We start from the raw sequence: 10,753 nt of genomic DNA on the forward strand, positions 1-10,753 counted from the left end.
GCACGAGCGACGCGCGTGAGGGGAGGGCAGCGACGGTGACCATCGCCCGACCCGATCCCGGCCCGGATCCCGGTGCCGTCGTCCGTCCGGTGGCGCGTACCCCCTCTGGTCTCTTTCCCGCCGGGCCCCCGCACCGCCCCACCTACCGCGAACCGCACCCGGTCACCGGTGGCGGCGTCGCCGCCGGCGGAGGCGCGGCGGCCGGCTGGTTGCTGCTTTTCGGCCTGCTCGGCACCGACGTGGCCAGCTACGCGTGGTGGACCGTGGTGGCCGGTCTGTTGGCGTGGGTGACCGCCCTGGTGTTGGTCCGACACGGCGACCGGGGGGTCGCCACCGGAGTCGCCATCGTCACCGCGGGGGGCTGGAGCATCGCCGCCGCCGTGCTGGCGGTCCGCTGGGTCACCAGCGGTGACTGGCCGTTGTGGTGACCGTTTCCGACCGTCCCCGTGAACAGCCCGAAACGGCTCGGTAACAGGGGCGACGACTGCGTGGTGTGCCCGGTTGGCTGCGTAGCGAACGCCGTCTTGACGTGGCCGCCGAGACTCGGCACGCTCGGCACTATGGCCTGGACCACCCCGCGACAGGACCCCGATCGCAGCCGCCGTCGCCTTCAGTTGTTGGCCGAGTTGGCGGGTGCCCGCGCGGTCCGTCAGCGCAGCCGACCGCAGCGGCAGCGCACCGAACGTCTGCGCCAGCTCATCGCCACCCGCCGTCGGGTCGCCGGCTGATCCGACTTTGACAGGAATGACCGGCCCTTCGGGGCGTTGACCGGTCGCCTGCCGACCTGACCGGCTAACGTGCACGCGTAACGAGTCGGCGCTGTGCCGAGGGGCTATTGGGGGGACCGTGTCGTACTTCGCTGCGGCCGTGGTGCGCGACGACAGTGGCTGGACCGCCGCCGAGGTCAGCCTGCGTGGCGCCACCGACATCGACGAGGTCGCCGACCGGCTGCGGGACGTCGACCAGGAGGCCGACGTGTCGCTGCTGTTCGTCGAGGCAGATGACGCGTATCTGGTTGTCCTTCGCCTCGACGAGGGCGAGGACCTGCGGGTGTTCGGTTCGGATTCCGCGTACGCCGAGGAATCCCAGCTTGGTGCGCTGCTGGTCGGTGACCTGAAGACCTCGGTCACCGGGCTCGACGGCGACGAGGAGCCACGCCCGGCGGCCACCGGTGACGACGAGAGCGAGCAGCCCGTCGTCGACCCGGAGGCCGACCCGGTCGGTGAGGCCGACCTACTGGCCAACCTGGGCATCTCCGCGCAGAAGCTGCTGACCCTGTGCTCGCACGAGGGGATGATGCCGGCGGACGTCACCGCCGAGATCTGCCAGGTCCTCGGCTGCGCGGACGAGGTCGAGGAGCTGCGTGAGGTCTGAGCCGGCCGACGCCACAGATCCTTCGCTGGAGTCGATCCGGCCGGGGCAATCCACCCCCGGTGCCGTGGGGCGGGCCGGGCCCGGCGCCCACGAGGGCCTCGCCGACCTGGGTGAGGTCGGGCGCCGGCAGCGGCACGAGCTGTGGATGCGCCGCGCGCTGGAGGTCGCCGTCACCAGCCCCGCCGGCCCCGCCGCTGGCAGCACCGACGTGGACGACGTGCCGGTCGGAGCGGTGCTCTACGGGCCGGACGGCAGCGAGCTGGCCGTCGGACGCAACGAGCGGGAGCTGACCGGCGACCCCACCGCCCACGCCGAGGTGCTGGCCCTAAGGCGGGGTGCCGAGCGGACCGGCCGGTGGCGGCTGGACGGCTGCACCCTCGTCGTCACCCTCGAACCGTGCACCATGTGCGCGGGCGCCCTGGTGCTGGCCCGGGTCTCCACAGTCGTCTTCGGCGCGTGGGAGCCGAAGACCGGCGCGGCCGGGTCACTGTGGGACGTCCTGCGCGACCGTCGACTCAACCACCGCCCCGAGGTCTACGGCGGGGTGCTGGAGGCCGAGACCTCCGCTGTGCTGCGCGCCTTCTTCCGCTGAGCACGCCTTGGTCAGGCCGGCGGAAGGGTGACAGTGACGATCAGGCCGCCGGCCGGTCGGGGCTGCGCCTCGGCGGTGCCGCCATGGGCCCGGGCCACCGCGCGGACGATGGACAGCCCCAACCCGAAGCCACGCGTACCGGCGACCCGTTCCCGGGACAGCCGACGGAACGGTTGGAACATCGTCTCGACGTCGTAGCCGGGGATGACCGGGCCGGTGTTGGTCACCGTGAGGGTGGGCCGCCCGTCGACCAGCCCGGTGCGCACCTCCACCCATCCGCCGGCGGGCAGGTTGTGGCGCAACGCGTTCTCCACCAGGTTGAACGTGAGTCGCTCCAACAGCACCGGGTCGCCGCTGGTCGGCGCCGACTCCAGGGTCCGCCGCACCGTCACGTCGGGTGACTGCTTCCCGGCCTGGTCGGTCAGGTGCGCGCAGACCTCCGCCAGGTCGACAGGCGTACGCTCGGTCAGCTCGTTCTCCGAGTCGGCCAGTGTCAACAGGCCGTCGATCAGCCGCTCGTGCCGCTCGTTGACCGCCAGTAACGACTCGCCCAGCCGCCGGGTCTCGGCCGACGCGTCCGGGCGGGTGATGGCCAGTTCCACGAGGGCGCGGTTGAGCGCCAGCGGGGTACGCAGCTCGTGCGAGGCGTTCGCCACGAACCGGCGCTGCCCGTCGAAGGAGCGGTCCAGCCGTTCCAGCATCTCGTCGAACGTGTCGGCGAGTTCGCGTACCTCGTCGGGAGGGCCGGTGAGCGCGATCCGCTCGTGCAGACCACGGCCGGCGGTGTCCGCACCGGCGATCCGGCGGGCTGTGCCGGTGATCTGGAGCAGGGGTTGAAGGGCCCGACCGGCGAGCAGCCAGCCGAACGCGATCGCCACCGTCGACACCACGATCAACGCGATGCCGCCCTGGGTGAGCAGCGACTCCAACGCGTTGCGCTTCGCCTCGTCCTGCACCTCCTGCAACAGGGCGCGCAGGTTGTCGACGTTCTGCCCGCTAGGCGTCGTGGGGGAGGTCTTCGGCAGGTCGCTCAGTTTCACCCCGAACGGCTGCGGCATCCGCTGATCCACCAGCACGTACGTGACGGCGAGCAGGACCACGCCGGCCAACAGGAAGAGCCCGCCGTAGATGAGGGTGAGCCGGGCGCGGATCGTGAGGCGTTTCATCGGATCTGGTACCCCGCCCCGGGGACCGTCTCGATCACCGGCGGGTCGCCGAGTTTGCGGCGCAGCTTCATGACGGTCACCCGGACCACGTTGGTGAACGGGTCGATGTGCTCGTCCCAGGCGCGTTCCAGCAGGTCCTCGGCGGAGACCACAGCACCGTCGGCGCGCAGCAGCTCGGCCAGCACCGCGAACTCCTTGCGGGACAGCGGGACATGCCGGTCGTCCCGGCGTACCTCGTGGCGGGCCGGGTCGAGCTGGATGCCGGCGCGACGCAGCGTCGGCGGCGTTGCCGGGCGGGCCCGCCGGGTCAGCGCGTGCACCCGTGCCGACAGCTCCACCAGGGCGAACGGCTTCGTCAGGTAGTCGTCGGCGCCGAGCGCCAACCCCGCCACCCGCTCCCGGACCGCCGCCGCGGCGGTCAGCATCAGCACCCGGGTCTCCCCACCCGCGTCGACGATCGCCCGGCACACGTCGTCGCCGTGCACCACCGGCAGGTCCCGGTCCAGGACCACCACGGCGTACTCGTTGACACCCAGCCGTTCCAACGCCGCGTCCCCGTCGTACGCCACGTCGACAGCGAACGACTCCCGACGCAGCCACTCGGCGATGGCATCCGCCAGCACGTTCTCGTCCTCGACCACCAGCACTCTCACCCCTCAATGGTGCTCGGGGTGCGGTAACGGCGGCGTAACCGCCGACGGTTACGCCGGAGATACGGCCCCTGCCGTGCACTGGTGGCACGTTCGGCGATCCGCGCCGGACCTGAGCGGAAGCGGACACCATGCGACGACAGATGCCCGTGATCCCCGTCCTGCTCGCCCTGGCGCTTGCTGGATGCGGCGCGGGAGGCGACGACGGCGGCGGGGTCGCGACCGCCGGAGGTGCGAAGGTCAGCGCCACGGCGAGCGGCACGCCGGTCAGTGACTCGGAGCGGCAACTCGCCTTCGCCAGGTGCATGAGGGAGAACGGGGTGGACATGCCCGACCCGGAGCCGGGTGGCCGTCCGGGCTTCCGGTTCGGTGCGGACGTGGATCAGCAGAAGGTCCAGGCCGCGATGGAGAAGTGCCAGGACAAGCTGCCCAACGGCGGGCAGGGACCGCAGCTCAACCCCGAGCAGGCCGAGCAGATGCGCGCCATGGCCAAGTGCATGCGGGAGAACGGGGTGCCGGACTTCCCGGACCCGGACGCCGACGGGCGGGTTCGGATCGGGACCGGGGACAAGGCGATCAACATCGGCGATCCGGCCATGAAGGCCGCCCTGGAGAAGTGCCGGCAGCACGCACCGCAGTTCGGGGGTGGCCGGTGACCGGCACCATCCGACGTCCCTGGCTGCGGGCCGCCGTCACCGGGGGCATCGTTCTGCTGGTCGCCGCCGTGGGCGTGACCGCCGCGGTGGGTTTCGGCGGCGGTGACGCCGGAGGCGACCACGCCCAGGCTGGCACCACGGCACCGGCCACCGCCGCTGTGACCCGGCAGACCCTCGCCGACTCCGAAACCGCCGACGGTCAGCTGGGATACGGCACGCCACGCACCGCCACGGCGAAGCTCAGCGGCACCGTCACCGCGTTGGCGGCGACCGGGTCGACGGTGCGGCGGGGCAAGGCGCTCTATCTGGTCGACAACGAGGAGGTGGTGCTCCTCTACGGCGGGCTGCCCGCGTACCGGACTCTCGCCCCCGGGATGGAGGGCGCCGACGTCGCGCAGTTCGAGCGGAACCTCAAGGCGCTGGGCTACACCGGTTTCACTGTCGACGACGAGTACACCGGCAGCACCGCCGACGCCGTCCGGGACTGGCAGGAAGACCTCGGTCTGGCCGAGACCGGTCGGGTCGAGCCGGGGCGGGTCGTGTACGCCGACCGGGAGGTCCGGGTGGAGAGCCACCAGGCCGACGTCGGCGATCTCACCCAGCCCGGCCAGGCGGTGCTCACCTACAGCGGCACCGACCGCGTGGTCACCGTCGAGCTGGACGTGGACGACCAGCGACTGGCCAAGCGGGACGCGAAGGTCGCCGTGAAGCTGCCGGACGGCCGGGCGGTGGACGGCACCATCAGCACTGTCGAGACGGTCGTCCAGCCGGGCGCAGCCGGCGCCAACGGGCAGTCCGGCGACGCCGAGACGAAGATCGAGGTGACAGTCGCGGTGACCGATCCGAAGGCCCTCACCGGCTTCGACCAGGCCAGCGCCGACGTCACGTTCACCGTCTCGGAGCGCCGCGACGTGCTCACCGTGCCGGTGGCGGCGCTGTTGGCGCTCGCGGAGGGCGGTTACGGCGTCCAGGTCGCCGAGGGTGACGCCAGCCGGATCCTCGCGGTGACGACCGGGCTGTTCGCCGACGGTCGGGTGGAGGTCAACGGCGAGGGCGTCACCGAGGGCATGACGGTGGTGGTGCCGGCGTGACCAGCGAGGTGATCGTGCTCGACCGGGTCAGCAGGAGGTACGCCGGTGGCGTCGTCGCACTGGACGACGTGTCACTGCGGGTCGGCCACGGCGAGTTGGTGGCGATCGTCGGCCCGTCCGGATCGGGCAAGTCGACAATGCTGCACCTGATCGGCACCCTGGACCGCCCGTCGTCGGGCAGCGTGCACGTCGACGGGTACGACGCGGCGAAGCTGAGCGACCGGGAGCTGTCGGCGCTGCGGGCCACCCGGATCGGCTTCGTCTTCCAGCAGTTCCACCTGGCTCCCGGTGTCCCGGTAGTGGACAACGTGGCCGACGGGTTGCTCTACTCCGGCGTACCCCGGAGAAGGCGGCGCGAACGCGCGGAGGCCGCGCTGGTCCGGGTTGGCCTGGGCCACCGGTTGGGGCACCGTCCGCACGAGCTGTCCGGTGGTGAACGGCAGCGGGTGGCCGTGGCCCGCGCGGTGGTCGGCGAGCCGGCGGTGCTGCTCGCCGACGAGCCGACGGGCAACCTCGACTCCAGCTCCGGTGCGGGGGTGTTGGAGCTGCTGCACGACCTGCACCGGGCCGGCACCACCGTTGTGGTGATCACCCATGACCGGGAGATCGCCGCAAGTCTGCCTCGGCAGGTACGGATGCGCGACGGCGCGGTGCGGCACGACTCGGCCTTCGCGCCGGGCGGGGTCGGCTGATGGCGACGCTGAACCAGGCCCGGCTCACCCCGGCCCGGATGGGACCGGCGGACATCCTGCGCGTCGGCGGGGTGGGCCTGCGGACCCGTCCGCTGCGGGCGTTCCTCTCCGCGCTGGGCATCGCGATCGGCATCGCCGCGATGATCGCGGTCGTCGGCATCTCCTCGTCATCGCGGGCCGAACTGGACCGCGCGCTCGACGCGCTCGGCACCAACCTCCTCACCGTCGAGCCGGGTAACACCCTGTTCGGCGCGGACGCGCAACTGCCCGAGGAGTCGATCGCGATGATCGGGCGGATCGGCCCGGTGACCGACGTGTCTGCCACCGGGCAGGTCTCCGACGCCAAGGTCTACCGCTCGGACCGGATTCCGGTGGCGGAGACCGGTGGCATCGCCACTCGGGCGGCCCGGCTGGACCTGCTCGCCACCGTCGGGGCCGAGCTGGCCACCGGCACCTGGCTCAACGAGGCGACAGCACGCTATCCGGCGGTCGTGCTCGGTGCCACCGCGGCGCAGCGGCTCGGGATCTCCACGGCGGACCCGCAGGTGCAGGTGTGGCTCGGTGGGCGGCCGTTCACTGTTGTCGGCACCCTCGCCGCCGCACCACTCGCCCCGGAACTGGACACCTCGGCACTGATCGGCTGGACGGCGGCGACGGAGTATCTGGGCTTCGACGGGCACCCGACCACCGTCTACACCCGAGCACAGGAGTCGCAGGTCGAGGCCGTCCGGTCGGTGCTCGGCGCGACCACCAACCCGGAGGCGCCGAACGAGGTCGAAGTCTCCCGGCCCTCGGACGCGCTGGCCGCCGCCCAGGCGACCGACGACGCGTTCACCGGCCTGCTACTGGGCCTCGGCGCTGTCGCACTGCTGGTCGGCGGGGTCGGCGTGGCGAACACGATGGTGATCTCGGTGCTGGAACGGCGGGCCGAGATCGGCCTGCGCCGGTCACTCGGAGCAACCCGGGGTCAGGTACGCACCCAGTTCCTCGCCGAGTCGCTGCTGCTCTCCGCGCTCGGTGGGACCGGTGGGGTGTTACTGGGGATCCTGGTCACCTCGGGATACGCCCTGTCCCAGGGTTGGCCGACCGTGGTGCCGGCCTGGGCGACGCTCGGCGGCGTCGGCGCGACACTGGTCATCGGCGGCCTCGCGGGCCTCTACCCGGCGGTGCGCGCCGCCCGCCTCGCGCCGACCGAGGCGCTGGCCGCGGTCTGACTTTCCCCGGCCGGTGGTGAAGAGCGTGATGACTGTGCCTGACAGTCATCACGCTCTTCGCGGTGCTGCTACCCGAACATGTCAGGCGATGATCGTGTCGAGGGCGATCTCGACCATCTGGCTGAAGGTCTGCTCGCGCTCCTCCGAGGTGGTCTTCTCGCCGGTCTTGATGTGGTCGCTCACGGTCAGCACTGTCAGCGCGCGGGCCTTGAACCGGGCGGCGATCGTGTAGAGCGCCGCCGACTCCATCTCCACCGCCAGCACGCCGTAGTCGGCGAGGGTGTCGTAGAGGTCCGGCCGGTCGGTGTAGAAGGCGTCCGCCGCCAGGATCGGTCCGACGTGCATGCTGATGCCGCGCCGCTCGGCCACCTCGACCGAGGTACGCAGCAGCCCGAAGTCCGCCACCGGGGCGTAGTCGATCAGCCCGTCGAAGCGCATCCGGTTCATGTTCGAGTCGGTCGACGACCCGATCGCGGCCACCACGTCCCGCAGTTGCAGGTCAGTGCTGAGGGCGCCGCAGGAGCCGACCCGAATCAGCGTCTTCACGCCGTACTCGTTGATCAGTTCGTGGGCGTAGATGGAGGCCGACGGCATGCCCATGCCGGAGCCCTGGACGGAAACCTCGACGCCGTTCCAGCGGCCGGTGAAACCCAGCATGCCCCGAACCGTCGAGTAGCAGGTGGCGCCCTCGAGGTAGGTCTCCGCGATCCACTTGGCCCGCAGGGGGTCGCCCGGCATCAGGACCCGCTCGGCGATCTCGCCCGGCTTCGCGCCGATGTGCGTACTCATGGCAAAGATCCTGCCAGGCCGGCCGGGGCGATACCGGTTCGGCGTCCGAACCAACGGTCCTGTACCCTCGTCGGCGGTGGCGTGTCCGAGCGGCCTAAGGAGCACGCCTCGAAAGCGTGTGAGGGTTAACGCCCTCCGAGGGTTCAAATCCCTCCGCCACCGCTCTGTAGTGCGAGAACGCCCGGCAGATCCGCGAGGATCGGCCGGGCGTTTCTCGGTTCAGAGCTGCTGCTCGCCGCCGTCTACGAAGATCTCGCCGCCGGTCATGAAGCTGCTCTGGTCGGAGGCGAGGAAGAGCGCGGCGTTGGCGATCTCGTCCGGGTGGGCCATCCGGCCCATGGGTACGCCCGATGCGATGGCCTGGAGCAACCCGGGGGCCTCCGCGGGGCTGGGCGCGAGGCCGGCGAGCCCTGGGGTTTCGGTCGAGCCGGGGATCAGCGTGTTGACCCGGATCTTCCGGCCCATCAGCTCGGCGGCCCAGGTGCGCCCGAACGAGCGGATGGCCGCCTTGGACGCGGCGTAGACGCTGAACGCTGGGGTGCCGTTGCTGGCGGCGGTCGAGCCGGTGAGCACGATCGAGGCGCCCTCGTTGAGCAGGGGCAGGGCCTTCTGCACGGTGAAGATGGTGCCGTAGATGTTGGTGTCGAACGTGTTCGCCACGTGCTCGACGGTGATCGAGTCGAGCGAACGGAACTCGCCGCCGCCGGCGTTGGCGAACACCACGTCCAGGCCCGCGCCCCGGTCCTGGATGGCCCGCATGATCCGGTCCAGGTCGTCGAGGTTGCTGACGTCGCTGGCGATGCCTGTGACGTTGGCGCCGATGCTGGTCACCGCCTCGTCCAGCGGTCCCTTGCGGCGGCCGGTCACGAAGACGTATGCGCCTTCGGCGGCGAAGCGGCGGGCGGCGGCCAGGCCGATGCCGGTGGTGCCGCCGGTGACGAGAGCGGTCTTGCCGTCGAGCTGTCCCACGATGGATCTCCTCCACATTTTTGTACCGAGCGGTACTGATCCGACCGTAGCAACCCCCGGCCTGGTCGGCAAATTTCTGTACCGATCGGTTTTGAAAGCGGGTAGGATGCACCGAGGGAGGTGGTGGGTCGTGCCGCAGCGAGGACGACCACGGGGCTTCGACGTCGACGAGGCGCTGGAGCGCGCGATGGAGGTGTTCTGGCGTCAGGGGTACGAGGGCGCCTCGATGAGCGACCTCACCGAGGCGATGGGGATCAACAAGCCCAGCCTCTACGCCGCCTATGGCGGTAAGGAGGAGTTGTTCCGCAAGGTCGTGGCGCGCTACGCCGAACAGGACATGGCGTACGCGCGGGACGCTTTCGCCCAACCGACCGCGTACGAGGTTGTCGCCACCCTGCTGCGCGAGAACGTGCTCGCCGTGACGCGGCCGGACCGGCCAGCCGGTTGCCTGTCGATCCAGGGCGGCACCGCCTGCGCCACCCCGAACGCGCCCATCGCCGGGTTCCTCGCCGCCAGCCGTCTGGCCGGCGAAAGGGCCCTCGCCGATCGCCTCGCCCGCGCCGTCGACGAGGGTGACCTACCCGCTGACGCCGACCCGGTAGCGCTCGCCCGCTTCGTCATGATCGTCACCGAGGGGCACGCGATCCACGCCGCGGCCGGAGTTGCTCGTGAGGACCTTCAGCAGGCTGCGGAGATCGCCCTCGCGGGTTTCGCCGCCGCGTCGGGAGCGCGCGTGCCGGAGCAGGCCACCGGCACGGTCTGAGCGCTCACCGACCGATCAGCGCCGCCGCGCCGTCGAGCAGCCGTTGCAGACCGAATTCGAAGAGGCTCTCGACGTTGAGATCGACCGGCGACCGGGTGAGCCGGGACAGATGTGGAAACTCGCCTGCCGCGAAGAGACCGCTCAGCACGTCCGCCTGAGCTGTCATCCACTCGTCGTCGGTCAGGCCGGTGTCCTGTTCCGCCTCGGCCTCCCGCTCCAGGTTCACCGCGGTGCCGCGAACGTGATTGGCCAGCGCGGCCACCAGGTGAAGCTGAGTGTGCTGGTCCAGGCCGTGCCCGGCGAGGGCGCGTAGCGCCGATTCGGTGTGCGCGACAGCGTGCGGTGCCATCAACGGGCGGGTCAGCGAGATGACCTGGGCCAGCCAGGGGTGCCGCCGGTAGATCGACCACTGAAGCCGACAGAGCGTCTCCAGTTGGGCTCGCCACCCGGGCGGGAGCGTGTGCGGCAGTCGATGGGCGGCGAAGGCCGCGTCCGCCATCAGCAGCAAGAGCTGATCCTTGCCCCGGACCTGCCGGTAGAGCGACATGGTGGGGACGTCCAGCTCGGTCGCGATTCGTCGCATGCTCAGGGCAGGTAGCCCTTCGGCGTCGGCGATCTCCATGGCCGCCCGCACCACCTGGTCGCGGCTCAACCCCTGCATGGGTACGCGCCGAACGTCGGACCGTGCGCCCCGACCGGGGGTGGCCGGCTCCGCGCCGGTCACCACCATGCCCACGCCCGGCACCGGCATCACCAAGGTCATCCAGAGCCTGGTCGACGCCCACGTCAAGGCCTGG

At 71.3% G+C, this 10,753-nt stretch carries 14 protein-coding genes and 1 tRNA gene; 10 read left to right on the forward strand and 5 right to left on the reverse strand.

The features are described 5' to 3' along the window. The first annotated feature begins 35 nt into the window (after window positions 1-35). From ACWCO3_RS05680 to ACWCO3_RS05695, 4 genes are all read left to right on the forward strand, one after another. The gene (locus ACWCO3_RS05680) at window positions 36-428 is read left to right on the forward strand and encodes a hypothetical protein (RefSeq protein ID WP_425280509.1); all 393 of its coding nucleotides are present in this window, start codon (window positions 36-38) and stop codon (window positions 426-428) included. A 132-nt stretch (window positions 429-560) separates the two neighbouring features. Then, a complete protein-coding gene (locus tag ACWCO3_RS05685) occupies window positions 561-728 on the forward strand; it encodes a hypothetical protein (protein ID WP_167454701.1) in 168 nt (55 codons plus the stop codon). Window positions 729-846: 118 nt separating this feature from the next. After that, a complete protein-coding gene (locus ACWCO3_RS05690; protein ID WP_145778509.1) occupies window positions 847-1,374 on the forward strand; it encodes a tRNA adenosine deaminase-associated protein in 528 nt (175 codons plus the stop codon). 145 nt (window positions 1,375-1,519) lie between these two features. After that, window positions 1,520-1,966, forward strand: a complete 447-nt coding sequence (locus ACWCO3_RS05695; RefSeq protein ID WP_145785409.1) for a nucleoside deaminase — start codon at window positions 1,520-1,522, stop codon at window positions 1,964-1,966. Window positions 1,967-1,977: 11 nt separating this feature from the next. Here the strand turns inward: ACWCO3_RS05695 and ACWCO3_RS05700 are convergent, their stop codons facing one another. Both ACWCO3_RS05700 and ACWCO3_RS05705 read right to left on the reverse strand, forming a co-directional pair. Then, window positions 1,978-3,132, reverse strand: coding sequence for a sensor histidine kinase (locus ACWCO3_RS05700; protein ID WP_145778510.1), 1,155 nt, complete (start codon window positions 3,130-3,132; stop codon window positions 1,978-1,980). Continuing rightward, window positions 3,129-3,785 carry a response regulator transcription factor gene (locus ACWCO3_RS05705; RefSeq protein WP_450008672.1) on the reverse strand — a complete coding sequence of 219 codons (657 nt, stop codon included), beginning with the start codon at window positions 3,783-3,785 and terminating at the stop codon, window positions 3,129-3,131. Before ACWCO3_RS05705 ends, ACWCO3_RS05700 begins: the two co-directional genes overlap by 4 nt. Window positions 3,786-3,925: 140 nt before the next feature. On the opposite strand from ACWCO3_RS05705, the gene ACWCO3_RS05710 reads away from it, so the two are divergent. The 4 genes from ACWCO3_RS05710 to ACWCO3_RS05725 are packed head-to-tail and all read left to right on the forward strand — an operon-like array spanning window position 3,926 to window position 7,435. Continuing rightward, on the forward strand, window positions 3,926-4,438 hold the full coding sequence (locus ACWCO3_RS05710) for a hypothetical protein (protein WP_450008674.1): 513 nt from the start codon (window positions 3,926-3,928) through the stop codon (window positions 4,436-4,438). Beyond that, on the forward strand, window positions 4,435-5,529 hold the full coding sequence (locus ACWCO3_RS05715; protein ID WP_450008676.1) for a peptidoglycan-binding protein: 1,095 nt from the start codon (window positions 4,435-4,437) through the stop codon (window positions 5,527-5,529). Before ACWCO3_RS05710 ends, ACWCO3_RS05715 begins: the two co-directional genes overlap by 4 nt. A gap of 8 nt (window positions 5,530-5,537) precedes the next feature. Next, the gene (locus ACWCO3_RS05720) at window positions 5,538-6,221 is read left to right on the forward strand and encodes an ABC transporter ATP-binding protein (protein WP_450008685.1); all 684 of its coding nucleotides are present in this window, start codon (window positions 5,538-5,540) and stop codon (window positions 6,219-6,221) included. Further along, a complete protein-coding gene (locus tag ACWCO3_RS05725) occupies window positions 6,221-7,435 on the forward strand; it encodes an ABC transporter permease (RefSeq protein ID WP_450008678.1) in 1,215 nt (404 codons plus the stop codon). The genes ACWCO3_RS05720 and ACWCO3_RS05725 overlap by 1 nt, the downstream gene beginning before the upstream one ends. A gap of 81 nt (window positions 7,436-7,516) precedes the next feature. Here ACWCO3_RS05725 and deoD read toward each other — a convergent pair whose 3' ends face one another. Next, window positions 7,517-8,224 carry a purine-nucleoside phosphorylase gene (gene deoD, locus ACWCO3_RS05730; protein WP_030328147.1) on the reverse strand — a complete coding sequence of 236 codons (708 nt, stop codon included), beginning with the start codon at window positions 8,222-8,224 and terminating at the stop codon, window positions 7,517-7,519. 75 nt (window positions 8,225-8,299) lie between these two features. On the opposite strand from deoD, the gene ACWCO3_RS05735 reads away from it, so the two are divergent. After that, window positions 8,300-8,386: transfer RNA gene (locus ACWCO3_RS05735), tRNA-Ser, on the forward strand. Window positions 8,387-8,443: 57 nt separating this feature from the next. Here the strand turns inward: ACWCO3_RS05735 and ACWCO3_RS05740 are convergent. After that, window positions 8,444-9,193, reverse strand: coding sequence for an SDR family oxidoreductase (locus tag ACWCO3_RS05740; protein WP_145778514.1), 750 nt, complete (start codon window positions 9,191-9,193; stop codon window positions 8,444-8,446). 130 nt (window positions 9,194-9,323) lie between these two features. Here ACWCO3_RS05740 and ACWCO3_RS05745 point away from each other — a divergent pair, with 130 nt between their 5' ends. Further along, window positions 9,324-9,956, forward strand: a complete 633-nt coding sequence (locus ACWCO3_RS05745; RefSeq protein ID WP_357935266.1) for a TetR/AcrR family transcriptional regulator — start codon at window positions 9,324-9,326, stop codon at window positions 9,954-9,956. A 4-nt stretch (window positions 9,957-9,960) separates the two neighbouring features. Here ACWCO3_RS05745 and ACWCO3_RS05750 read toward each other — a convergent pair whose 3' ends face one another. Further along, window positions 9,961-10,617, reverse strand: a complete 657-nt coding sequence (locus tag ACWCO3_RS05750) for a TetR/AcrR family transcriptional regulator (RefSeq protein ID WP_450008680.1) — start codon at window positions 10,615-10,617, stop codon at window positions 9,961-9,963. Window positions 10,618-10,753 lie beyond the last annotated feature (136 nt).

It is taken from the genome of Micromonospora sp. NPDC002411 (assembly GCF_053592955.1).

What these genes read in the sequence shown, in the direction of transcription:
- ACWCO3_RS05685 (WP_167454701.1), top strand. Translation starts at nt 561, where the DNA reads ATGGCCTGGACCACCCCGCGACAGGACCCCGATCGCAGCCGCCGTCGC.
- ACWCO3_RS05700 (WP_145778510.1), bottom strand. Translation starts at nt 3,132, where the DNA reads ATGAAACGCCTCACGATCCGCGCCCGGCTCACCCTCATCTACGGCGGG.
- ACWCO3_RS05695 (WP_145785409.1), top strand. Translation starts at nt 1,520, where the DNA reads ATGCGCCGCGCGCTGGAGGTCGCCGTCACCAGCCCCGCCGGCCCCGCC.
- ACWCO3_RS05725 (WP_450008678.1), top strand. Translation starts at nt 6,221, where the DNA reads ATGGCGACGCTGAACCAGGCCCGGCTCACCCCGGCCCGGATGGGACCG.
- deoD (WP_030328147.1), bottom strand. Translation starts at nt 8,224, where the DNA reads ATGAGTACGCACATCGGCGCGAAGCCGGGCGAGATCGCCGAGCGGGTC.
- ACWCO3_RS05750 (WP_450008680.1), bottom strand. Translation starts at nt 10,617, where the DNA reads ATGCAGGGGTTGAGCCGCGACCAGGTGGTGCGGGCGGCCATGGAGATC.
- ACWCO3_RS05710 (WP_450008674.1), top strand. Translation starts at nt 3,926, where the DNA reads ATGCCCGTGATCCCCGTCCTGCTCGCCCTGGCGCTTGCTGGATGCGGC.